At 38.7% G+C, this 24,326-nt stretch carries 24 protein-coding genes; 8 read left to right on the top strand and 16 right to left on the bottom strand.

Annotation, left to right across the window (positions count from 1 at the left end):
- Nucleotides 1-67: 67 nt before the first annotated feature.
- Nucleotides 68-514: a MarR family transcriptional regulator gene (locus R3E32_13420; protein ID MEZ4885727.1), complete on the bottom strand. Its 447-nt coding sequence runs from the start codon at nucleotides 512-514 to the stop codon at nucleotides 68-70.
- Nucleotides 515-636: 122 nt separating this feature from the next.
- Here R3E32_13420 and R3E32_13415 point away from each other — a divergent pair, with 122 nt between their 5' ends.
- The 4 genes from R3E32_13415 (at nucleotide 637) to R3E32_13400 (ending at nucleotide 4,696) form a co-directional block, all read left to right on the top strand.
- Nucleotides 637-2,565, top strand: coding sequence for a TonB-dependent receptor (locus R3E32_13415; protein ID MEZ4885726.1), 1,929 nt, complete (start codon nucleotides 637-639; stop codon nucleotides 2,563-2,565).
- Between the two features lie 60 nt (nucleotides 2,566-2,625).
- Entirely contained in the window at nucleotides 2,626-3,729 is a 1,104-nt protein-coding gene (locus R3E32_13410; GenBank protein ID MEZ4885725.1) for a hypothetical protein, read from the top strand.
- A 219-nt stretch (nucleotides 3,730-3,948) separates the two neighbouring features.
- The gene (locus tag R3E32_13405) at nucleotides 3,949-4,371 is read left to right on the top strand and encodes a hypothetical protein (GenBank protein ID MEZ4885724.1); all 423 of its coding nucleotides are present in this window, start codon (nucleotides 3,949-3,951) and stop codon (nucleotides 4,369-4,371) included.
- Nucleotides 4,358-4,696: a hypothetical protein gene (locus R3E32_13400; protein ID MEZ4885723.1), complete on the top strand. Its 339-nt coding sequence runs from the start codon at nucleotides 4,358-4,360 to the stop codon at nucleotides 4,694-4,696. Before R3E32_13405 ends, R3E32_13400 begins: the two co-directional genes overlap by 14 nt.
- Before the next feature lie 180 nt (nucleotides 4,697-4,876).
- Here the strand turns inward: R3E32_13400 and R3E32_13395 are convergent, their stop codons facing one another.
- From R3E32_13395 to R3E32_13385, 3 genes are all read right to left on the bottom strand, one after another.
- Nucleotides 4,877-5,494, bottom strand: a complete 618-nt coding sequence (locus R3E32_13395; GenBank protein MEZ4885722.1) for an NADAR family protein — start codon at nucleotides 5,492-5,494, stop codon at nucleotides 4,877-4,879.
- Between the two features lie 73 nt (nucleotides 5,495-5,567).
- A complete protein-coding gene (locus R3E32_13390; protein MEZ4885721.1) occupies nucleotides 5,568-5,768 on the bottom strand; it encodes a helix-turn-helix transcriptional regulator in 201 nt (66 codons plus the stop codon).
- Nucleotides 5,765-6,217: a hypothetical protein gene (locus R3E32_13385; GenBank protein MEZ4885720.1), complete on the bottom strand. Its 453-nt coding sequence runs from the start codon at nucleotides 6,215-6,217 to the stop codon at nucleotides 5,765-5,767. The genes R3E32_13390 and R3E32_13385 overlap by 4 nt, the downstream gene beginning before the upstream one ends.
- A gap of 265 nt (nucleotides 6,218-6,482) precedes the next feature.
- Here R3E32_13385 and R3E32_13380 point away from each other — a divergent pair, with 265 nt between their 5' ends.
- Nucleotides 6,483-6,812, top strand: a complete 330-nt coding sequence (locus tag R3E32_13380; protein ID MEZ4885719.1) for a hypothetical protein — start codon at nucleotides 6,483-6,485, stop codon at nucleotides 6,810-6,812.
- 35 nt (nucleotides 6,813-6,847) lie between these two features.
- Here R3E32_13380 and R3E32_13375 read toward each other — a convergent pair whose 3' ends face one another.
- From R3E32_13375 to R3E32_13340, 8 genes are all read right to left on the bottom strand, one after another.
- Nucleotides 6,848-7,969 carry a T9SS type A sorting domain-containing protein gene (locus R3E32_13375; protein ID MEZ4885718.1) on the bottom strand — a complete coding sequence of 374 codons (1,122 nt, stop codon included), beginning with the start codon at nucleotides 7,967-7,969 and terminating at the stop codon, nucleotides 6,848-6,850.
- Nucleotides 7,970-8,349: 380 nt separating this feature from the next.
- On the bottom strand, nucleotides 8,350-10,962 hold the full coding sequence (gene clpB / locus R3E32_13370) for an ATP-dependent chaperone ClpB (GenBank protein MEZ4885717.1): 2,613 nt from the start codon (nucleotides 10,960-10,962) through the stop codon (nucleotides 8,350-8,352).
- A gap of 113 nt (nucleotides 10,963-11,075) precedes the next feature.
- Nucleotides 11,076-12,155, bottom strand: coding sequence for a glycosyltransferase (locus tag R3E32_13365; protein ID MEZ4885716.1), 1,080 nt, complete (start codon nucleotides 12,153-12,155; stop codon nucleotides 11,076-11,078).
- A gap of 53 nt (nucleotides 12,156-12,208) precedes the next feature.
- Nucleotides 12,209-12,820 (bottom strand): hypothetical protein, encoded by a 612-nt coding sequence (locus R3E32_13360; protein ID MEZ4885715.1) that lies wholly within the window; start codon nucleotides 12,818-12,820, stop codon nucleotides 12,209-12,211.
- Nucleotides 12,817-13,017 (bottom strand): hypothetical protein, encoded by a 201-nt coding sequence (locus tag R3E32_13355; protein ID MEZ4885714.1) that lies wholly within the window; start codon nucleotides 13,015-13,017, stop codon nucleotides 12,817-12,819. The genes R3E32_13360 and R3E32_13355 overlap by 4 nt, the downstream gene beginning before the upstream one ends.
- Nucleotides 13,014-13,862 carry a hypothetical protein gene (locus R3E32_13350; protein ID MEZ4885713.1) on the bottom strand — a complete coding sequence of 283 codons (849 nt, stop codon included), beginning with the start codon at nucleotides 13,860-13,862 and terminating at the stop codon, nucleotides 13,014-13,016. Before R3E32_13350 ends, R3E32_13355 begins: the two co-directional genes overlap by 4 nt.
- Complete coding sequence (locus tag R3E32_13345) at nucleotides 13,859-14,719, bottom strand: HipA family kinase (GenBank protein ID MEZ4885712.1); 861 nt, start codon at nucleotides 14,717-14,719, stop codon at nucleotides 13,859-13,861. The genes R3E32_13350 and R3E32_13345 overlap by 4 nt, the downstream gene beginning before the upstream one ends.
- Nucleotides 14,720-14,730: 11 nt before the next feature.
- On the bottom strand, nucleotides 14,731-16,284 hold the full coding sequence (locus R3E32_13340; protein MEZ4885711.1) for an aldehyde dehydrogenase family protein: 1,554 nt from the start codon (nucleotides 16,282-16,284) through the stop codon (nucleotides 14,731-14,733).
- A gap of 266 nt (nucleotides 16,285-16,550) precedes the next feature.
- On the opposite strand from R3E32_13340, the gene R3E32_13335 reads away from it, so the two are divergent.
- Together R3E32_13335 and R3E32_13330 are read left to right on the top strand one after the other, a co-directional pair.
- On the top strand, nucleotides 16,551-18,863 hold the full coding sequence (locus R3E32_13335) for a gliding motility-associated C-terminal domain-containing protein (protein MEZ4885710.1): 2,313 nt from the start codon (nucleotides 16,551-16,553) through the stop codon (nucleotides 18,861-18,863).
- A gap of 113 nt (nucleotides 18,864-18,976) precedes the next feature.
- Complete coding sequence (locus R3E32_13330) at nucleotides 18,977-19,465, top strand: Dabb family protein (protein ID MEZ4885709.1); 489 nt, start codon at nucleotides 18,977-18,979, stop codon at nucleotides 19,463-19,465.
- A 39-nt stretch (nucleotides 19,466-19,504) separates the two neighbouring features.
- Here R3E32_13330 and R3E32_13325 read toward each other — a convergent pair whose 3' ends face one another.
- Genes R3E32_13325 through R3E32_13315 form a run of 3 tightly spaced genes read right to left on the bottom strand, consistent with a single transcriptional unit; the run spans nucleotide 19,505 to nucleotide 23,030 of the window.
- A complete protein-coding gene (locus tag R3E32_13325) occupies nucleotides 19,505-20,959 on the bottom strand; it encodes a potassium transporter TrkG (GenBank protein MEZ4885708.1) in 1,455 nt (484 codons plus the stop codon).
- Nucleotides 20,960-20,967: 8 nt separating this feature from the next.
- Complete coding sequence (gene trkA, locus R3E32_13320; protein MEZ4885707.1) at nucleotides 20,968-22,308, bottom strand: Trk system potassium transporter TrkA; 1,341 nt, start codon at nucleotides 22,306-22,308, stop codon at nucleotides 20,968-20,970.
- 44 nt (nucleotides 22,309-22,352) lie between these two features.
- The gene (locus R3E32_13315; protein ID MEZ4885706.1) at nucleotides 22,353-23,030 is read right to left on the bottom strand and encodes a hypothetical protein; all 678 of its coding nucleotides are present in this window, start codon (nucleotides 23,028-23,030) and stop codon (nucleotides 22,353-22,355) included.
- A 169-nt stretch (nucleotides 23,031-23,199) separates the two neighbouring features.
- On the opposite strand from R3E32_13315, the gene R3E32_13310 reads away from it, so the two are divergent.
- Entirely contained in the window at nucleotides 23,200-23,652 is a 453-nt protein-coding gene (locus R3E32_13310; protein MEZ4885705.1) for an IS1 family transposase, read from the top strand.
- Nucleotides 23,653-23,917: 265 nt separating this feature from the next.
- On the opposite strand, the gene R3E32_13305 is transcribed toward R3E32_13310, so the two are convergent.
- Nucleotides 23,918-24,277 (bottom strand): response regulator, encoded by a 360-nt coding sequence (locus R3E32_13305; GenBank protein ID MEZ4885704.1) that lies wholly within the window; start codon nucleotides 24,275-24,277, stop codon nucleotides 23,918-23,920.
- Nucleotides 24,278-24,326: the final 49 nt, after the last annotated feature.

Raw genomic sequence — 24,326 nt, 5'->3', positions numbered from 1 at the left:
GATTTTGAAAAGTTCAAGAAAATGAACTCTTAATACAAACTCTTTATATTTTTTGAATAGAAATATATTATATCCTCACCTTATCCAACAATTCATTCAATAAAATTATTTCATTTTCTTCTAAGCCCTTCAATATACCATCCATTTCAGCCGTTTTTCGATCAATTTGTTGAAGCAGTTTTTGGCCCAATTCCGAAATATTCACATCCACCAAACGCCTATCATCAGGGCATTGTGTCCGTTTCACCAAGTTTTTTTTATACAATCTATCCACAATTCGAGAAGCATCTGACATATTGTCTAACATTCGTTCTCGGATTTCGGCAGTAGAAATAGCCTCAGTTTGCCCATTCAGAATACGTAAAACATTGTATTGCTGCATCGTAATGCCATAAGGTTTAATAAATTCCTTCAAACGATTTCGCACCCAATTATAGGTATAAACAATGTTGATGATTCCTTTTTGTCGTTCATTTCTAAACGATGATTGTTTGATTTCCTCTTGTAAACTCATTGTTTGTATCGAAATTATAAGTCATAACAAAGATAATGGATTACAAAGATAAGTTTTTATAAACAAGTTTTGAGGTTTGTAGGAGACAAGCCAATTCCAAAACTTAACGTAATTTTGCAGCAATGAAACAAAACCTATTTTATTTTTGGCTGATGGTGAGTTTGGTCGTGTCTGTAAAAGCCCAAACGACCCAAATAATGACGGATTCCATTGAACTTCAAGTAGTAGAAATTACCCAATCCCGTTTGCAGCAGTTCCATACAGGTCAATCAGTGCAAACATTGGACTCTTCTATTTTGCAGCAATCCTTTGCCCAAAATCTCGCCGATGTATTAGAACAACAATCCCCCCTTTTTGTCAAAACCTATGGACTCAGCAGTTTGGCAAGCACCAACATAAGAGGCGCAGGTTCGTCGCATACCGCTATTCTGTGGAATGGCTTCAATCTGCAAAGTTCGATGAACGGCATACTCGATTTGTCCTTAGTTCCTGTCAGCACAACCGATAACATCCAAATTCAATATGGTGGCAGCAGTGCCTTATTTGGAAGCGGTGCAATTGGTGGAGTGATTCACCTTCAAAATCAACCCACCTTTGGGCAAGGCAAAAGCATAAACATCGCTCAAAGTTTGGGCAGTTTCGGAAAACACCACCAAAGTTATGAAGTGAATTGGAGTGAAAAAAAATGGGTGTCTTCTCTGCAATATTACCACCAAAAAGCCACCAACGATTTTTCCTTCACCAACACTACTCTTGCTGCAAAACCCAGCGAAATCCAACAAAATGCAGCCTTGAAGCAAGAAGGCATATTGCAGCAAAATTATTTGAGAATTGGGGGGAAACACCAGTTGGGACTCCAATTTTGGTATCAAACAACTGACCGCCAAATCCCTTCAACCATGCTCACAGCCCCTTCAAAGGCTACCCAAAGCGACCAATTTTACCGCACAGCTCTCAGTTGGAAAAGCGTATTTGACAACCGAAGCATTGAAGCTCGAATGGCGTTCCTTTATGAAGACTTGACCTATGTGGATTCTGCTGTCAATCTACTCTCCAACAATCATTCAAAAGCAGCTATTGCCGAAATAGAACACAAGTGGCAGTTGTCACCGATGCTTCAATGGCAATTAGGCTTCAATTATACACACGACTACGCAAAAACAGATGGTTATGGTAGCATTGGATTTAGCCGCCATCGAACCAGTATGTTCAGTGCTTTGAAGACTCATTTTTTTGCAGAACGATTGAAAGTAGTATTGAGTGGTCGGGCAGAAATGGTAGATAGTCAAATATTTGCGCCCATCGTGCCAGCTTTGGGATGGGAGTATGCTTTGAATGACTCTTTTCGTCTAAATGCCCATTTTTCGAGAAATTACCGCCTCCCCACCTTCAATGATTTGTATTGGGAAGTGGGTGGTAATCCCAATTTGAAGGCAGAAGTCGCTTGGAATCAAGAAATTGGAATTACCCAGCGACTGCCCATCAAAGGTATTGAAGCAGATATATTGCTCAATGTCTTCAATAGCAACATCAAAGATTGGATACTTTGGCTGCCGACAAATAAGGGCTATTATAGTCCGAGCAACTTACAGGAAGTTTGGTCAAGGGGTTTTGAAGGGAAAGCAAGTGTGAAAAAACAAACAACGAACGGTTATTGGAATGTTAATGTGATGTATGCTTTTACCCGCACAACCAATCAAAAGCCTAGGTATTTGAATGACAAGGCAGTTGGGAAACAGTTGATTTATGTGCCTTTGCATACCGTAAAATTGGGAATCACCCACTCCAACCAATATTTCGATATTCGTTATTTCCACCAATTGATAGGCAAACGCTACACCAACGCTGACAATTCAAATTCTCTTCCCATTTACCAATTGGGAAGTATTGTATTGGCTAAACATTGCAGTTTGGGAAAAAATAAAAATCATCCGCTACAACTGCAATTGAAGGTAAACAATCTTTGGAATGAAAGCTATCAAGTGATTGCTTTTAGAGCAATGCCTTTGCGGTATTGGGAGTTTGGACTAAAAATTGGAGGTAAATTCTAAAGGAAAAAGCTACTTTTGCAGCCTATTTGTGATATTCTAAAACCCAGTAATTAAAAAAATATGAAAAATCATTTGCGTATTTTAGGTGCTTTTATTATAGTCATTGTATTGTCGTTTGCCACTTCCTGCAAAGATGATGAGGATTGTTGCGTATTACCACCTCCAATCGAGACACCACTGTATGCCAAAGGAGTCTTGATTGCCAACGAAGGGCAATTTGGAGGAGGTTTGGGTACGGTTTCCTTCTTCAATCGAGAAACGAATGTGGTGGAAAATGAAATTTTTGCACGGGTTAATACCGAATCACTGGGCAGTGTGGTACAATCGGTCAATGTGTTTCAAGATAAGGTGTATGTGGTGGTGAATGGCGCAAATAAGATTGTACAAGCGAATGCCGAAACTTTTGTGCTGGAAGGGGAAGTCACAGGATTGGAACAACCTCGGTTTTTTCTGGGACTTGATGAAGATATCTCTTATGTATCCCAATGGGGTGCAGATGGTTTGACTTCAAGTGTTGCAATTATACTAACTGCTAATTTGAGTGTTATCCATACTATCTCTACTCCTGCTGGTGCTGACAAAATGTTGCAGGTAGCAGATAAGGTATGGGTTTTGTGTTCGGGAGGTTTTGGGCATGAAAGAAAGGTCGCCGTGATTAACATCATAAAAGGGGAAGTAGTTGCTGAGATTGAAGTCGGATATACACCGAGAGGAATTGTAAGAGATGCCAATGGTAAAATATGGGTCGCTTGTTCGGGCAATGTCTTTGATGACAATGACAATGAACATGGTGCGTTGTTTAGCATCAACGCCAACACTTTTGCAGTGGAAGATACTCTCGATTTGGGCGCAACGGTTCAGGACTTCAATTTTGACTTAGTGACCAATGCCACTGGAACGATGCTTTTCTACAATTTTGGAGGTGCAGTCTATCGCCAACCCATCGGAGAAGCCACCGTTCAAACCACACCTTTCATTGACGGCAACAATGTGGTGAGTTTGTATGGATTGGGCTACGATGGCGTTACCAACTATCTGTATGTCAGCGATGCCAAAGATTTTGCAGGCGATGGTGAGATTCAGCGATACGATGCTGATTCGGGAAATTTTGTGGATGCTTTTGGAGTGAAAGTAGCTCCGAATGGGAATAGTTTTTTTGAGTGAGATGGAAGTTTGAATCAAAGAAATAGATTTATAAAGCAGGTGAGATGTATTTAAAGTCTTGTGCTTTAGGCTGCAAATTTCTTTCCAAAATTAATAACGTCGAAAAGTTATTTAAGTATATTCGCTCAAATATTATTTCCAATTTGGTATATGGCTTTAAACTTTACACGAGAAGGCTTTCTCACACCTGCAAAAGAAATTCTCACCGAGGAGAACGAATTGATAGAATATCTTGTTGAAAAGATACGCAGTTCTACAACACGCAAGCTTTTGTTTGAGAGTTATTTGGATTTCATAACACAATTTAGTGAACAAATAACCCCCAACTTTACAGTGTGGATAGATGGTAGTTTTGTCACTTTAAAGCGAAACCCAAATGATATTGATATTGTTGTTTTTTTAGAGGGTTTTGTTTTCTTAAACAAACAAAATGAATTGGCTAAAATTCAACAAGAATACCAAGCCAAAGACCTTGATTTGTATTTTGTTAGAATATATCCAAAAGACCACAAAAGGCATTTTTGGTATATATCAAAACAAATAGAATGGAAGCATTTATTTACCAAAACTAGACAGCGTCAAAGAACTGGAAAATCATTTTCAAAAGGTTTTTTAAAGATTGAATATTATGAACAAAAATAATTTTTTTAAATATAGCCCAGAAGAGATTGATGTTGTAAATCATATCGAAGAATTGCAACATTTTCAGCAACTTATTAATATTGGTGAAGATGAATGTAAAACATTCAACGAAGATCCAGGTTTTGAACTTCAACAATACTATGATAAACGACAAAAAATTTATCACAACCTATTGGATGCGCTCCTAAAAATTCAATTTCGCACTCCCAAAATGAATGAAATATTGCAGAAACTTCTTGAAAAACACGATATTAAAATTCCTCAAAAAGAAACGGCTGCTATTGATGAAGATTTAGAACAAGTGGCAGTTTTGTTGACTTCTTAGATATTTGCTGCTCACACAAAGCCCAAAACATGAAAGATCATCAAACGATTGGTTTTTATACGATTTCTTTGGAAACTCCAGAGGGGTTTGTCAGAGGGAAGTTCTTGAAACAATAAATCAATTCCAAAAGCTCCACTTCTGGCGAAGTGGGCTTTTGGAATTGATTTATGAGTTTTAATTTCAATCGTTTAGCAATTCTTCTCTTATTTTCATCCAAATTTCTGCCATGATTGCACCTGGAATGGTTGTACTATCTTTTGAAGGACGGTGATACAATGGGCGATTACCTGTATTTACTAAGGCTTGTTGGGCTTCAATATGCTGAGAAAATTTGGCCCGACAAGCTTTTTCCATTAAATTCCAATGTTCAGACGAACCTGTTTTGATTCGTTTTCTTTCAAAGTAAATATTTTTGTGATAGTTTTGACGACTGCCTGTTTTTTTGGCTTCCTTTCCATGTAGTTTAGCGATTTCATTTTTGTCATTTTCTTGTTGAAACTTCAAACTTTGCCAAAACCCCTCAACACTCTCATATTTTTTGTCATTTAGTCTAAAGGGTGTATGCGCTAAATTGGAAATGAGTTTTACACTAAAATCTTCATTGGAGTACAAAACATTTATGGGAACATTGCAGACATGATTGGCTTGTCCAAGCTTTGTCAAACAAATACCTTCTTTGTCTTTTTGTAGTTGAAATATCAGTTGATTGTTATTATTGATGATTCTCTCCAAAATTTGTTTTTCGATTTGGTTTTCAAACCGAATTAGAATAACATCATCTTTTTCTTCTAAAAACATATCTCTATTGTTATTGTCTTTATTTATGCCAATAACAGCTATGTTATAAAAGTAGTTCCAATCTTCAAATTTTTCAATCCCCTTCCTCCAACTCAAACAACTCATTGACCGTCTTCCCAAATATTGCAGAAAGCTTCAATGCCAACAAAGTAGAAGGCACATAGCGGTTTTTTTCGATGGAGTTAATCGTTTGCCTCGACACACCGATTTTGTTAGCCAAATCTTCTTGGGTCAAATCCAAAATCGCTCGTTCAATTTTCAAGCGGTTTTTCATCGATAGAGTTTTTTCAAGTACATGAAGTAAAATACCTGAACGCTCAACAAAAACCACAAAATTTCAAAATCACCCATGTCCTTAAAAACGGCTTCTCCTCCCTCAACAATGAAATCTACCAAAAAATTGATGAATGGTTGCGCCAAGGTGAACAGCACTACTGCAATGAAAGCAAAGGTGTAGGATTGCATTCGGAGCTTGGTGATGAATTCATCTTCAATTTCGTCTTTCGATATGGAAATGAGTAACATACCACCTAATAACCCATATTTTGCCATCCATCTGATAGCTTCGATTTCTACTGAAAAAGCGTTGGCGAATAAGGCAATAAAAGAGAAAATTGCCAATCCCATGCCTATTTTTTTGAAGTAATGAGGAAGTTGAAAACGTTTCATTCTCTCCAAACTCTTTCTTTCACGCTCTAAAAATGATGATGTTGTTGTTGCCATAATGTAAAACTTATTTTAGTTGATTTGAACAGGGAACATCTTTTTGTAAAAAAAAGTTTCCTAAAAGACAAATTTGATTTACTTAATGACAAAAATACTTTACATTTTTGGATTTTGCAAAATTATTTTGAAGATGAACAAACTAATGCTATACTGATTTGTTACAATCTTCCTAAATGCCTAAAAAATGATTCCCCCTATTCTATTGATTTTAATGAGTTTAATGCCCATGACATCTTCCTCACATCCAAATCAAGAAATTAAAATGCTTCCAGCTTTGCAACAAAGAACAGATGTTGGTTATGCCAAGAAGACCAGAGATTTGCACACAACTCTTAGCAACCCCAAAGTATTTTCTACCCTTTATCCAAATACAGATGTCACCTGCGGTTACGTGATTCGGTATTTTTTCCACACTAATATTCACTTCAATGCCCCTACCAATCATTTGATTTCGATGGACGGAAGATCCTTTGAATTGAATGAGACTACTGAAATTCAGTTATTGACCAAAGAAGTCGTGGATTTGATTGGAGGAATGTATTTTGGGTCAGGTGAATATGGCGTGTTTGTTGAAAAATGTATTCGGAAATAAACTTTCAAAGTCTGTGTTCACTCAGCTTTGATGTACTAATGCTGAACCAGCACTTTTTGTGTAGCAACTACTTTGTTTCCTCGTTTTGCTACGAGAATGTAAAGCCCCTCAGCGTATTCACTTGCGTTCCAAATCGAATGATTTTTCATTTCTATTCTTTCCACAAATGTACCCGATGTACTAAAGACTTCTATCCAATCAAAATTCAATGAGTTTTGGGAGATGAAATTGAAGTTGGTTCCAACAGTAGGAGTCACAAAATTGGCTGCAAAATCCACCTCTTCAATAGCAACTGACGTTGGATCTCTGATAATTACTGCATTGGGGTTTTTCAAGTTTGCAGAGCCAGAAGGAACCAAGTCTTTGATGTAATTGCCCTCACTGTCATACATTTTCACCGAACTTGTTGCGCCGTTTCCTATCAAAATATTGCCATTCGGAAAAAAATCAACTCCCTCTGTCTTACTCAAGCCCCCAATAAAAGAACCTTGATACACTCCTTCTGAATTGAATCGTTTGACGGATGTTCCGTCATAATCCAACACCAACAAATCTCCATTCGCATCAAACCAAATATTGGTCGGTCCCATCAAATTGGAGTTGATAAATAAGCCCAAATCTTCGCCATTGACTCCAAACTTGTGAACCAAACCGTCATAGTATGACGAAACATACAAATTCCCATCCTTATCCCAATCCAAGCCGATACTTTCAGGAACGCCAACATTGGTAAAATCGCCCACAAAAGTTCCATCCAATTGATAGCGTTTCACTCTTCCTGTTCCACTCCACTGCAATACATATAGCAAGCCGTCTGCCCCAATTTTCATTCTCGTAGGCCCACTAATACCCGTTTTGAAAATCCCCAAATAATGCCCATCCTTGGCATCATATTTATTGATTCGATTGGTACTAAAGTTGGAAATCAGCACAATGCCTTGGTCTTCCAAAAATAAAATGTCTTGTGGCCAAGCCAAACTTTCACTGATAAACACTTCTGGATTTTCTCCATTTTCATCAAATTTCAATATTTGCCATGGTGGAAGATTGAAGTTACCCGCATCGCTGACATAAATTTCTAAATTCTGAGCCAAAAGACTTGAAAAAGAAGCTACTACTAGAAAAACTGCTGTCAAAATTAAGGTTGAAAATCTCATTTTATTTGATTTTACTGTGTGATTTCAACCGATCCGAAGGGCAATTTAAAACAAAAAAGTGTGAGTTTTAGATATTGAAAGGATAATTTTCATTCATCACTCATTATTTTATTTTCTAATTGGAAAAATGAATTATGAAACTACATAAATGGGGAATCTTCAACTTTTAATGGTGATTGATTAAGCGAAAACTTTGAAGTCAACAAGTGAGGAAACAAAAAAACTCCCTCCACTGCTATCTGCAATGAAGGGAGTAAACCTAATTTTATCAACCCTAAAAAATTCTTCTTGTTCAAACTCTATACTGTTTCAACTGTTGCCAAAGTTGGCAAAGTTTCCACTTAGTTCCCAAAATCCTCTGTGTCTCAGTGCTTTTGTGTTCAAACCAAAACGGCATCTGTCACATTCCGAAACACCAAGCCTTCTCCTTCAAAAGCATCAATCAGGACTTTACCTTCTCTATTTACATCCCCCTTCAATACCCGCATACTCAACTCATTGACCACATACTTTTGAATCACTCGCTTAATCGGACGTGCGCCAAACTGCGGCTCATACCCCTCTTTGGCAATCCAATCAATCGCCTCATTGGTGAACTCAATCTGCAAACCATTCTTAGCCGCCAAAGCCGTCACTTTCTTCAATTGAAGCTGGACGATGTTGCGAATTTGAGGCATCATCAATGGATGAAACATCAAAATATCGTCAATGCGGTTCAAAAACTCAGGGCGAACCGTTTGTTTCAATCGTTGCATCACCTCCGCTTTAGTTGTTTCGGCAGCCTCCTCCAATTGTTCAGGTTGGATACCTTCAAAATTGCGTTGGATGATGTCCGAACCGATGTTCGAGGTCATGATCACAATTGTATTTTTGAAGTTAGCCGTTCTACCCTTGTTGTCGGTCAAATGCCCTTCGTCTAGGACTTGCAGCAAAATATTGAAGACATCAGGATGCGCTTTTTCAATTTCATCCAATAGAATCACCGAATAAGGTTTGCGGCGCACAGCTTCAGTCAATTGACCGCCTTCTTCATAGCCCACATAACCTGGAGGCGAACCAATCAAACGAGAAACGGCATGGCGTTCCTGAAATTCCGACATATCAATTCGGGTCATCAAATGTTCGTCGTCAAACATAAACTCCGCCAAAGCCTTCGACAATTCCGTTTTTCCCACACCCGTAGTTCCCAAAAACAAAAAGCTACCAATCGGACGATTTGGGTCTTGAAAACCCGCACGGCTTCTGCGAATCGCTTCTGCCACAGACTGAATTGCTTCCTCTTGCCCGACTACACGTTTTGCCAGTTGTCCTTCAAGTTTAATCAATTTGTCACGTTCACCCTCCATCATTCGAGTGACGGGAACACCTGTCCACTTCGATACAACGGCTGCAATTGCTTCTGCATCAATTTCCTCCCTCAACATTCGACCTTCTCCCAAATCTTCCAATTTTGCTTCCAAAGCTTGAATTTCTTTCTCCGCAGCTTGGATTTTGCCGTATCGAATCTCGGCTACTTTCGTATAGTCGCCCATTCGCTCAAACTGCTGCGCTTGGATTTTGAAGTCTTCAATGGCTTTCTTTTGGGTTTGAATGTTGTCAATCAACACCTTTTCGCTCTGCCATTTTGCCTTCAATCGGTTGCGTTCTTCGCTCACATTGGCGATACGCTCATTGATAGAATCCAATTTGGCATCGTTGCTTTCCCGCTTAATCGCTTCTCTTGCAATTTCCAATTGCATCAATTCACGCTCTTTTTTGTCCAATTCTTCGGGCATGGAGTCAATCTCAATCCGCAAACGGGCTGCTGCTTCGTCAATCAAGTCAATCGCCTTGTCTGGCAAATGTCGCTCGGTAATATAGCGGTCAGAAAGCGTGACGGCTGCAATGATAGCATCATCTTGAATCCGCACTTTATGGTGATTCTCATAGCGTTCCTTCAATCCTCGAAGAATCGCAATGCTGTCCTCCAAAGTCGGCTCGTCAATCACAACAGGCTGAAAACGCCTTACCAAGGCCTTGTCTTTTTCAAAATGCTTTTGGTATTCGTCCAAAGTCGTTGCTCCAACTGCTCTTAGTTCACCCCTCGCCAATGCGGGCTTCAAAATATTGGCAGCATCCATCGAACCTTCCGATGCGCCTGCGCCAATGAGTGTGTGAATCTCGTCAATGAACAATACGATGGTTCCGTCCGATTCGGTGACTTCCTTCACGACAGCCTTCAATCGTTCTTCAAATTCGCCTCGGTATTTTGCACCTGCCATCAATGCGCCCATGTCGAGTGCATAAATGATTTTGGACTTCAAATTTTCGGGAACATCTTGGTTAACAATTCGATAGGCGATACCTTCTGCAATCGCTGTTTTACCCACCCCAGGATGTCCAATCAAAATCGGGTTGTTTTTGGTGCGCCTCGCCAAAATTTGCATCACTCTCCGAATCTCCTCATCTCGTCCAATCACAGGATCGAGTTTACCCGAACGAGCCATTTGATTCAAGTTTTTGGCGTATTTATCGAGCGCATTGTAGCTGCTTTCGGCGTGTTGATCGGTGATTTTTGAGCCTCTGCGGAGTTCGTGTAATGCCGCTTTGAAGTTGCTTTCCTTGATGCCCAAATCCTTCAATAGCTTTGAAGTAGAATCGCCTACTTTCAATAAAGCCCAAAACAAATGCTCCAAGGAAATGTATTGATCACCAAACTCTTGCGCCAGTTGATTGGCAGTCATAATGACTTTGTTCCAAGCGTCAGAAGTATATTGTTTCTCTGTTCCGCTTACTTTCGGCAATTTACTCAGTGTTTCTTCTACTTTTCCCAACAAAATGTTTTTGTTAACCTCCATTTTGTTCAGCAAAAACGGAACAACATCTTGGTCGACTTCCAATATTCCTTTGAGAATGTGGGAGGTATCAACGTTGGGATGACTACCATTGAAGGCGACTTGTTGTGCCGCTTGTAGCGCATCCAATGCTTTGATGGTGAAATTGTCTTGTTTCATATTGTTAAATTGATTTTTTACTTGTTGTTGTTTGGTGTATTGAAGTCAATTGTTGTGCCATTGAAGAAAATCAGAAAAAATGGCAGTGAAAACTTTTTTTGAATGACAAAAAGTCACTTTGTATCTCGTTGTCTTATTTTCAGTAACTCTTTGCAATATCGCTCAATAGAGTAAAACTCTCTATTTATCAAAGCATTGTCTCTCATTTTGAAGTACTTCTCATCACTCATCTCGATTATCTGCTGTATGGCGGATAGGAAATCTCCTTTTTCTTTACAGAGAAAACCATTTTGTCGATGTTTCACAAACTTGTTATTTTCTCCCACATCACTTGCAAGAACTGGCACGCCAGCCGAAAGATACTGCTTGGCTTTGAAGGCAGATTTGGAACGATTGAAGGGGTGATTGACCATTGGAGAAATACCGATGTCAAATTTGGAGATTTCAGGGTACAGCCAATCATCTGATTGCCAATCAAGGTGAGTTGGAATGACCAGTTCTACATTTGGTGTTTGTTCGAAATAGTTTAGGATTTCGGGAATATCAGTTTTGTTTTTAACTCCAATGAGACTCAATTTTACAGGTTGTTGTATCTTTTGAAGTTCAGGAAAAAACAGTTTGAACATGCTTGTTTTGTGAGAAAATGCTTTTGATATTTCTTTACCATTTCCGAAATCTCCAACCCAACCAATATGTATTTTTTTGTTTCTTTTCGTCTTTCTGATTGTATGATTTTTTACAGGTGAAGTAAGAACAAATACGTTGGGATTGAAGGGTGTACAATATTCTTTGAGGGCATCACTGCCCACTGAGACTTTTTCACAGTTCCTCAGAAAAAAATGAAGGGATGCACTGTTTTGTCTCAAATATTCTGCATCGTCAATATCATATAGTGTATTTTTGGGTCGAAGGGAAATGAGCAACTTCAAAGCTTTTGCATACCAACCATTGCTACAAATTTTTTGAATGACAATCAGTGAATTAGGTTTGCGGAACAAAAGTGCAGCGAAAAATACTCGAAAAAACTTCCATAATCCATTTGCAGATCTATCTGGATAAATAAAATCATATTCAATACCCATATTTTTTGCTAAATACTGCAATGGCAATTGCCCTCGATAACGGGTACTTGGACAGTCTAAATGGTAATGAGCAAACCAATAAATGTGTTTGATATTCGATTGAATTTTCATGGTACTTGTAAATAAAAAAATCCCCTCTTTTATTTTTCAAGCTTGTTATTTAACTAGTTGTGATTGTATAAACCACTTTCTTTTCTTTTGTCCACCAAGTCCCGCAACTTTACAAAGGTGCTTAACTGCCCTATTTTGCGCTCGTCCAATGCCACCCATTCAATCCAGCCAATCTGCATGACCACATCGTATTCGCCAATCAAACTATCCAACAATATAAAAACTGCCATTTTTTCTTGGTCAGAATCTTCAAATCCTCGGATGTTCAATTCAATTCCCAAAGTATCGTCCACTTCTGCAAACCGAAAATAAATGTCCGAAACATCCATTTCTACGTCACCCATTTGTATGGTCAAATCCTCTGTATCAATCCTTTGGCGAAAGGCTACAAATTCCCAATGTGGATGTTTGGGAGCTTGCTCAATTAGGCTAATCACACTTGGAAAAACATCTCTAATGCCGTCTGCCGAAAGGGTGAATTGCTTGACTTCTCCCTCCAATATCGGACTGAATTCAAAGGCCAAATCTTCGCTGATTTCCTTGATTTTTGCGTCCAACTCGACAAACAGTTCCTCTCTCAAGGTATCTTCTTCGGTGCCATAGTAGAACGTGTGTTCATTGGCTATGAACCAGTTCCAGAATTCTGCTATTTTTGTATTGTTCATTTTTTATTCTCTTTCTCATTCACCAATTTCTTAAACACCGACTTCGTAAACCGCACAAACTCCTGCTCGGCTTTGTCGAATCCAATCCATTGATAGTGATTCCCAAACGGACAAAGGGGAGCGTTTGGTTCGCTCCCCGATTTGAGTTTATATCTATTGGGGTCGGAAAGGAAGTCCGACATGTTTACCCGTTTCATTGCAGTATTAATTTTTGTCTGATATCCCTGTACCCATCTTCCTCTAAAGACATTATTTTCTCCCTCCAATCGCTGCCATTGTAAAAAACAGTATAATCATCATTCAATAAAAAATCATTATCCTTTTGAGTTGAATCATCAATTTTAGAACTTACTAACAAATTAATATCAATATTAGCCTCTGCAATATTAAATTTATTTGACAAAGAATGTTGAAGAGCTTTAAGTTCATACAGATCACTTATCACATAATAATGCTTTTTAGATAGGTTGATTTTTTTAAACAACTGAATTTTATTATTTTTGTAATATCCTCCTATAAGAGTAATTGTTTTCAGTATTCCACTTATCATTTCGGGACGAATAGTTAATTTTTTATTCCTTTGAGGATATTTAGTTCCCTTCTTTAAATTATTAATATTTTCTACATCTGCATTCTCTTCAAAAGAGGTTAAATTAACATCTTCCCCGATAAATCTTGACAACACTTCTTCCAGTTCTTCCTCACCAAAACCATTATAGATAGGTTTCAGTTTTTCAAACAAAATTAATCCTTGACTATACTTATTCAAATATTCAAAATAATCTTTGTTCAAAATACCCTTATTAGAACTGTCTAACTTCAATTTCTCATTTATTGCATTGATTTTATTTTCAAATAAATGAATATTGCTTCTTAAAAAAGAGCTTACTTCAGCATTCGTTAAATACTTTACCAAATCTATCTTTTTTTCTGAAACTCGCAGTATAGCTTTGTCATCAGAAAAATAAATTACCCCAATAGATAATTTTTCATCTGTGATAGAATTTGTTTTTGCATACAGAATACTGATGTAAGATTTCATATACTACCTATAATTTGTTCATTAACAATCCTTATTAAAACCTCTAATCTCTCACCACTCGAAAGATATGCTATTATTTTGTCTTTCAAGCCTTCAATACGTTTCCAATCAACAGGTAATTGACTATAAACTGAAGAAACAACAGCATCTACATCCATTTTTTGTATCTTTTCAATAAATGCTATTGCTATTTGTCTTCTTTCCTCTAAAGTTATGTAACTCAATATATCATTAAAAAATTGAGTCCCAAATAGCTTGCCCTTTATATCTGGCAAGAATTTTTCGTTAAAAATTCCAAGTCCGTGTTCTCCATCAAAAGCAAAACCGTGGTCAAAGGCAATGATTTGCTTTTTATTTCCAAAAGGCATTGTCAATAAATTATAATTATTGGATCGCCCAGGTGCAAAGTTGCTTCCGCCTTTTCCCCTATCTGTATTGCCTACCCATAAATCAAAAATAGCAACCCGTATTAAATCTTTCGGGTTTTCAAATTTTTCAAAATCTTCTGTTTTTGAGATTTTGTCTAACTCTGTAACCAATTGAGCATTGGGAAGTTCCTTAGAGCCAAAACAAATAATACCAGGTTGTGTATATAATTTGTTTTTTATTAAATCCTCTTTGTTATAAGAACCTGCTTTGACTTCAACGAAAGCGATGTTTGGTGTAGGAATCTCCAATTTGCGTAATAGGATACTACAAATTGCTTCATACACCAAACAATCAATTTCGATTTTTTTTGGAGAAACTCGGTATTTGCAAAAATATATTTCACGGTCTGTACATATAAACTTCAATGGGCTGTGTCCGTCAGTCGGTATTTCTTCAATCAAATAGGCAGTTTCTTTTTTAGGTATCATGATTTGTATTCTTAAAAATCAAAACTAATCCCCTGTGCCAAAGGCAACTGCGTGCTGTAATTAATCGTGTTTGTTTGACGACGCATATACGCCCTCCAAGAATCAGAACCCGATTCACGTCCGCCTCCTGTGTCTTTTTCACCACCAAAAGCACCGCCAATTTCAGCACCCGAAGTACCGATATTCACATTCGCAATCCCACAATCAGAACCCTCATGTGACAAAAAACGCTCCGCACTTCTCAAGTTGGTGGTCATAATAGCAGAAGACAAACCTTGAGGCACATCATTTTGCATCGCAATCGCTTCTTCAATCGTACTGTACCTCAATAAGTATAAAATCGGCGCAAACGTTTCGTGTTTCACAATATCATATTGTTCAGCTACTTCTGCAATACAAGGTTTTACATAGCAGCCCGATTCATACCCTTCACCTTCCAAAACGCCCCCTTCCACAAGCATAGTGCCGCCTGCTTTTTTGATTTCACCAATCGTATGCAGGTAACTTTTCACTGCATCGTGGTCAATCAAAGGCCCCACATGGTTGTTTTCATCCAATGGGTTGCCAATACGAATTTGTTGGTACGCATTCGCCAATTTTTCTTTCACCGTATCGTACAGACTTTCATGCACAATCAAGCGACGGGTAGAAGTACAACGCTGCCCGCAAGTACCAACTGCACCAAAAACAGTTCCGATAAGCGTCAAATTGAGGTCGGCATCTTCTGTCACAATAATCGCATTGTTGCCGCCCAACTCCAACAAACTGCGTCCCAATCTTGCCGCTACGGTTTGACCCACGATTTTGCCCATCCTCACCGAACCCGTTGCAGAAACCAAAGGCACACGAGGGTCTGTCGTCATCATTTCACCCACTTTGTAGTCGCCCACTACCAAACAATTGATACCTTCTGGCAAATCGTTTTCCTTCAATACTTCCGCCATGATGTTCATACAAGCGATTGCAGAAATTGGAGCTTTTTCGGAGGGTTTCCACACGCACACATCACCACAGATCCAAGCCAAAGCCGAATTCCATGCCCATACTGCCACAGGGAAATTGAAGGCAGAAATAATGGCCACTACACCCAAAGGATGCCATTGTTCGTACATTCTGTGTTTGGGTCTTTCGGAGTGAATCGTCAAGCCATACAATTGACGCGACAAACCCACTGCAAAGTCGCAGATGTCAATCATTTCTTGTACTTCCCCCCAACCTTCTTGCAGGCTTTTGCCCATTTCGTAAGATACCAATCTACCCAATTCATCCTTGTATTGACGCAATTTTTCGCCGTATTGTCTCACGATTTCGCCTCTTTTTGGAGCAGGCATCATGCGCCAAGTTTTGAAGGCAGCTTGTGCCTTTTCGATTACTTTGTCGTAGTCCTCACGGGTAGCAGTGCTTACTTTTGCAATCAATTCACCGTCCACAGGCGAATAAGAAGCAATCACATCTCCACCTCCTTCTATCCATTCTTGTCCTGTTGAAACTCCAGAATTTAAGTCGGTTATTCCTAATTTTGTCAAAAAATCCGTTGAAATAGCTGTACTAGTCAAGCTCGGCATGGTTTTTATGCTTTTTAAATTGTTGTAATTAGACTTAAAACCACTAAAATCCGTTAATGGTTTTGGGACTGCAAAATTAGACAATAATTCTGCAAACAGTTTGCAGATATGGTAAATTCAATATAGTCCGAAAAAGTCTATTTTTGCAGCTTTGATAAACAGAGAATAGACTTGTCTTTGTATTGAGAAATATGCTGAGATGATTCTAAACATTGAAAGTATTCTACAACAAGCCACCTAAAAAAGAACCGAAAATATTGAATATCATGTACTTTAGATTATTACTTTTTATTTGTTTAAGCCTATTTTTTTTTCCCTCTAACTCCTTCGCCCAAATCCGCCAAAACATCTACGGTGGTACTGGCAATGAAAATATCAATTCTATCCTGCCGACTAACAATGGTTTCATGTTGGCTGGCTCGACAACAAGTAGCGGAGCTGGACAGGCAGATGTATTGGTGATGGAAATGGACAACAATGGCAATATAGTGTGGGCAAATACTTATGGCGGAATCAATGATGATACAGCCTACGATATCACAGTTACCAACGATGGAGGTTATGCGGTTGTAGGTAGTTCAAAAAGTATTACTCCTTTCAATGAGCAAATTTATGTGTTGAAAATCAAAGCGGATGGTAGTATTGTTTGGCAAAAATTTATCGGTAATGACAATAGTACCGAAAAGGCTTATGCTATTTTGCAGGTCTCTGCTAATGGGTATTTGTTAGGAGGTTCATTGCAGAGCAACAACAACCCACCAAATGCTTGGGTAGGTAAACTTCGATGGGATGGACAGACTCTTTTGTGGTCTAAAGCATTGGGCAGCACAGGTTTTGAGGCTATTTATGATTTGCAGGAAAAAGCAGACGGGACAATCGTGGCTTCTGGTGTTGAATCGAGTTTTACAGGCAATGGCGAGAACATGCTGGTGCTGGACATTGATGAAGCCAACAATGGTACTTTGCTGCGTGCCTTGTCAATTGGGAGTGCTAATCGAGACATTGCATATCGAAATATTTTGACGAGTGATGGAGGTTATTTGTTGTACGGAAAAACGCTAAGCTGTGGAGGCTCAACCTTCAATGAAGTAGTCGTAAAATTGGATGATACAGGAGCGTTGTCATGGACAAAAACGCTGGGACCAGCCAATGAGGATGTGATTGTAGATATGGTAGAAATGCTAAATAGCGATTATGTATTTGCTTCTTCAGTTAAAAATGGCAGTCACCTTGACCTTCAATTAACTCAAACAGATGTACAGGGAAATGTATTGAATGCATATAGGTACGGCAGTACAGGTAATGAATCGGTGAAAGTTCCTGAATCTGCTAAAAAAATGGTTCTGATGGGTACAAGTATTTTGATGGCTACAACTACCAATGGTTTTACTGCAAATGCAGAAGATCTATACCTTTTACAAACAGACCTTCAAAGCATAGATGACTGCAATTCAGAAGTCCTCAATATCAGTAGTTCAAATTGTACATTCAGCAATACAGCTATCAATCCGAATTTTAGCAATGTACCGCTTCCTATTCTTCAAGATATTCTCATTTCACCTCAATCAGCAATTTTTCAGTCAAAGTCTGTTTGCTGCGATTTGGAGGCAGAGGCAACTCAAAATCAATTGACCGTATGTGAAGGTGAAAGTGTTGGTTTGAGTGTAGAGGTTCTCAATGCAACGGGTGATCTCACGTATGAATGGTTGCCAAATAATGACTTAGATGATGCTTCGGCTGCAATGCCACAAGCAAGCCCAATGGTAAACGGCACTTACTCTGTGACGGTTACAGACGGTGCGGGTTGTACAGCTACGGCTTCCATGATGGTAGATGTTTTGGGAAGGCCAATGCCTGATTTGGGCGACCCTATTGACGAATGTGAAGGAACAGATGTTGTATTGACTGCTGGCGGCGTTTTTGCAGGTTATTTGTGGCAAGATGGTTCTCAAACTGCTACTTTTACTGCAACGGTTTCTGGTACTTATGCTGTAACGGTAAGCAATGCAGATGGTTGTACGGCAATGGATGAGGTGGAAGTAAATTTTGCTGCAATGGTCAACCCTACAATTGACTTGGGACCCGATACTTTGACGATTTGCGAAGGCGAAAATACGGTTTTGGATGCAGGAAATGGTTTTGAATCGTATCTGTGGTCGGACGCTTCTACGGTTAGTCAATTGACGGTCAATCAAGCAGGTACATACTCCGTTACCGTTTTTACCGATTGTGGCAGTGGCAGTGATTCGATTGTCATCGAATTAGAAACCTGCGAAAACCCTGAACCCAATAACCCACAACGTGTCATTGTACCAACGGCTTTCTCTCCAAATGGGGATGGAGTGAATGACCAAATTCTTCCTGTATTGAATCAAGGTGTGGAATTGATTAAATTTGCAATTTACAACCGTTCGGGTGAGCCTGTATTTGAAACCTCCAATCCTCTGGAAGGATGGGATGGGATATTTAAAAATGACAAACAAAATGTGGGCGTGTATCCCTACTACTTGGAAGCAGTGGATAGAAATGATCAGGATAAACCTTTGTTGGTGAGAGGAAATATAACTTTAATTTGGTAGTTTTGGGAATTGCAAAACCTTGAAATAAAATAGATGTCAGTCTTTGGTATTCATTTTTTTTCTATATTGGCATGTCATAACCGAAAAACGAAAAAAGTTAAATTTCCACTCCAATGATGAAAAACTCCATTCTCTCCTTTTTTCTTGTTGTTTGTTTGTTTTCCAGTTGTCGGCAAGTACCCGACTCCAATTTGCAAACCGAATTAGAGGGTTTACAAACCCAGTTACAACAAAAAACGACTGATTTGGCCAATCTTCGAAAAGAAATGTCATCCATCGTTTCGGCACAACAAACGCCATTGGTTCACCTTGTATTTTTGAAGGTAAAAGACGATATTTCGGCAGAAGATAAAACTGCTTTGATGAACACATTGAAGAGGTTAGCCGACATTGCAGAAGTGAAAAATTTGCATGTAGGAGATTTCGAAGATTTGGGCGATGAAAGGGCTTTATCGGATTATGATGTGGTAATGCAAATGGGTTTTCAAACGAAAGAGGATTACCAAAAATACCAAGCAGATGAGCGACATATCCAAGCCAAAGCAGCCATGAAGCCTTTTTTGGCAGGGCCGCCAGCGACCTATGATTTTGTGGTGGAATAGTAGAATTCTGTGAGCATCAACAACTCTGTATTCCTAAATCTAATTCGCCCTCCAAAAATAAGGCGTGAACAAAATCAAGACGGTGAACAATTCCAATCTTCCAACAAGCATCAAAAACGACAAAAACCATTTGCCCACCGATGATACACCACTAAAATTATCCATCGGGCCAATCGTACCAATCCCAGGGCCTACATTTCCTAAGGTCGTAGCAACAGCACCCATTGAAGTAGGCAAGTCCAAGCCTACCATGCTCATAATGATAGTACTGATGACAAATACATTGAGGTACAATATCAAGAATACCAAGACATTGGTGACAATATTGGGCGTCAATCGTTTTCCATTGACGGTAAGTGGAACAATGGCACGAGGATGTAATAAACGTTTGAATTCAAGCATTCCGTTTTTGACCATCACATAATGTCGAATCATTTTGATACCGCCACTTGTAGAACCTGCAGATGCTCCTAAAAACATCAACGCGAAACAAATAACTGTCAAATAAGGTGCCCAGCTTGTGTAGTCGGCTGATACAAAACCCGTTGTAGTTATCAAAGAAACAACTTGAAATAAAACATCTCGGAAAACTTGCTCGAAAGGGGCTTCTCGTACACTGTAAGCGCCTAAGGTGATGAGAAAAGTCATGAGTAGAGAAACAAATAGATAGGTTCTAAACTCTTCGCTCTCCCAAATCTTTTTGGGCGCACCCTTCAATCCAAAATAAATCAAGGAAAAGTTGGTGCCTGCAAAAAACATAAAGACTACCAAAACATATTGAATGAAAGGAGAGTAGTTAACAATACTGGCGTTTTGGGTAGAAAAACCACCAGTGGCCATTGTAGTCAGTGCATGGTTGATGGCATCGTAGAAAGACATTCTTCCTGCAATGAGCAAGAGCATCAATGAAAACGTCAGAAAAACGTAAATTCCCCACAAACGTTTTGCTGTTTCTTTAATACGAGGGTGCAGTTTATCGGAAGTAGGCCCAGGTGCTTCTGCAACGAACAAATCCATTCCACCAATTCCCAAAATGGGTAAAATAGCAATAGTGAGTACGATAATCCCCATTCCTCCAATCCATTGCGTCATACTTCGCCAAAAAAGGATTCCTTTCGGCATCCCTTCAATGTCGTTTAAAATAGATGCCCCTGTAGTTGTAAACCCCGACATGGTTTCAAAAAAAGCATCGCTAACATCTGGGATTGATCCACTGATTATATAAGGCAACATTCCAAATAGAGACATCACCACCCATCCCAAGGTCACGACCAAATAACCTTCACGTTTGCGAATATTAGGAGGAGTATTTGTATTTTCTTTGAATTTCCACAATGCGCCTCCAATTACAATGCTAATGCCGCTGGAAATCAACAGGGTGTAATGGTCACCGCTATGAAAATAAAAGGAAAAAGGAAGGGCAGTAAGCATCAATACCCCAACAATTAGCAACAACACACCCAACAAATTGCCTATAATTCGGAAGTTTATCATTTAACTTATCAATTGAATAGCCGTTCAATGGTACTGATAGCGTTGGGCATTGCAAAAACAACTACTTTATCTCCTTCAGCAATGCGAAAATCACCTCTTGGAATATGACTTTCATTACCCCTAATCACCCCACCAATCAGGGCATTTTCAGGAAATGACAAGTTTTTGATTTCTTTTTTGGTGACAGCTGAATTTTTTTTCACCACAAATTCAATTACTTCTGCATCTACACCATGCAAGCTTGTAATGTCTTCAATTTGCCCCCTTCTGATGTAGCGGAAAATATTGTTGGCAGCAATCAATTTGCGGTTAATCAAAGTGTCCACCCCAATGTTTTGGGAGAGGTGAATGTATTCGATGTTTTCGACCAAAGCAATCGTACGTTTTACGCCATGTTTTTTTGCAATTAGGCTGGTGATGATGTTGGTTTCAGAGTTTGGTGTCACTGCAATAAAGGCATCCATTCCTTCTAATCCTTCTTCTTCAAGAAGTTGCACATCCCTGCCATCACCATAAATCACCAATGTTTTAGGGAGTCTTTCTGCCAAATTGTAGCATTTTTCCTGATTGTTTTCCACCAAAATCACCTGATACTTATCTTCAAGCATTGAAGCAGTCAATCGCCCAGTGATTCCGCCACCCAATATCATCACTCTTTTGACCGAAATAGGTTCTTTTCCCGTTACTTGCAGGATGGTATCAATGTATTTTTTCTGTGTAATAAAGTAAACATGATCATTCACCTGAAAAACCGTATTGCTTCTTGGAATGATGGTTTTTTGCTCACGAAGAACTGCAATAGGCTGAAATACCAAGTCGGGATTGAGGTGTGCCGTTTCCAAAACAGAAAGATTGATGATAGGAGAATTGCTATCGAGGGTAATTCCAATCAAAAACAATTTACCTTGCTCAAACTCAAAAACATCGGTCAATGCAGCTCGATTGATAAGTCTTGAGATTTCCTTTGCAGCCAATTTTCGAGGAGAAATAAGCGCATCGATACCAAGTTGTTCAAAAGTTCCAACATGCTCTGGCAAGGTATATTCTTCATGATCTACTCTGGCTAGGGTCATTTTTGCGCCCATTTTTTTACCAAGAATGGCTCCAATCAAATTGTTTTCCTCCGATGAAGTGACAGCTACCAATAAGTCCGCTCGATGTACTTCGGCTTCTTGTAGGGTTTTAATGGAAGTGATGTTTCCCTTTAGAACAAAAACATCCAAATGTGATTGTGCGTAATCCAATACTTGTTGATTGGTATCTATCAATATAATATCTTGCGATTCACTCGCCAACAAACGTGCAAGGTGAAAACCCATGTCTCCAGCACCTGCAATAATGATTTTCATAAGTGCAAAAATACAAATAATCACTTAGAGATAGGTGATAAAAGCTACTTATTCCAATATTCGTGGAAGCGGTGTAAGCGTTTATTGAGTTTTGCTACTTTTTTATCAATAAAGCGGTCTTCCGCCTTCACATAATAAGGGAATGGGCGGCGAAGCTGTTGAAATTCAATATCTTTAATGATTAATAGGCTTTCTGACATTCCTGAGTTAGGGGCATATTCTGTACCATCAGGATCCATTGAAATGTGATCTTTGACAATGTTTCCAACCTCTGCTGTCAATATAAAATCTTCCTTCAGCACAATTCCCGCATCTTTCTCTAAATTCTTATTCAAGAAAATACCTTCGTACGTTTCTTCTAATATTTTTTTAGAATCCTCACTATAAAAAAAATAGACTTTGCAGAAATTAAAATTTTGTCGAAAAGCATCCATCAATTTTTTATTTTTTTCCTTTTGATCCATTTCTACCTGGTTTGCCATTTTTAAATAGCCATTTTTTTTGAAGGCATCAATAGTATTTTGACGAGTTTTCAAGCGCACCAATAGTGCGCCGTTCTGCAATTTTTGAATATTAGAAATCGCAGTTGCTTTGTCACGTATAGGGTCTTCTTCTCCCATCAGTAGGCTTGTTTTGTAATAGTCGTCGAGATTTGATTGCCCAAACACATTGATTCCTAATAGCATCCCAAGCAATAAAGTCCATAAGCTAAAATTTTTCATACGGTTAAAATCATTTTTAAAAATCCCCTCGCTAAAGGGAATATACAAACATTTTCTACAAACCCAAAATATTTTTTACTCAATCACTAGCAACTGTTAGTTGATTTTCTTAACTTTGCACTGCTATTTTAGTATATGCCTAACAACAAACACATTAAACAAACGTATTATGGTTGGACAACAAATGAAAGTTATCAAACAAGTAGGAACACAATGTCCTCGTTGTCAGTCTGCACACATTATCAAGAGTGGACGCGTAAAAGACCGACAAAGATTTTTGTGCAAAGATTGCGAATACCATTTTACCGTCAATAAGATGGGAAAACGAATAGACGATTATTATGTAGTGAAAGCTCTTCAATTATACCTTCAAGGAATGGGATATCGCCAAATTGAGCGTATTTTGGGGGTAAGTCATGTAACGGTGATGAAGTGGGTCAAACAATATTTTAATGAAGTGCCACAACGCCAACATGAAAACGTTGAATACGAAATAATGAACGTAGATGAACTGTCTCAGTATATGCAAAATCGAGAAAATTTGGATGGTTATGGCTATGTGTTGACACATCTGGGCTGCAAAATGCTTGTTATTAAATGGCAAATTGAAGAAGCTGCTTAGACTTTAGACCAATGTCATTCAATTAAGCAAAAAATATCCTCTAATGCGAACAGTGTATTTGGAGATTATCTCGGAATTTTTGATGTGAAAACTTATTTCGGGTTGTATAGAGAGAGAGAAAGTAACGAGGAGATAGGTAATTTGCTATGATATTTTATAATGTGTAGACATGTAGAGTCAATAAAATCAAACAGAAGTTTTCCTTGAATAAAAAAGATTCAGTGCTTAATATGGAAAACTTCTGTTTTTTGAGTTTGAAGTTTTATTAACCCTGTCCCAAGACCCGCTTCACCCTCAGCAACAATTCGCTCAAGCTAATGGGTTTTTTCACAAAATCCTCTGCTCCTTCTTGAAAAGCAGTCAATATCACCTCTTTTTGGTCTAAGGCAGACACGATGATAATCGGAATTTTTTTGTTCACTGCCTTGATGGCACTCAGGAGTTCGATACCTGAAATATAGGGCATCATAATATCCGAAATCACCAAGTCAAAATCTTCTTCTTGGATGGTTTCCAGCGCATCTTCCGCATCTGTTGTCGCAAAAACTTTGTAACCTTCTTTGGTCAGCATCGTTTTGATGGCCTGCAACATAATGACATCGTCATCTACAACTATAATTTTCATTGGTATGAAATTGTATTTATATTTGAATAAGGTTTAGTTAAAATTTAAT

The organism is Chitinophagales bacterium (genome assembly GCA_041392475.1).
Lineage (GTDB): Bacteria > Bacteroidota > Bacteroidia > Chitinophagales > UBA2359 > JAUHXA01.
This window is presented reverse-complemented; position numbering and strand designations above follow the sequence as displayed.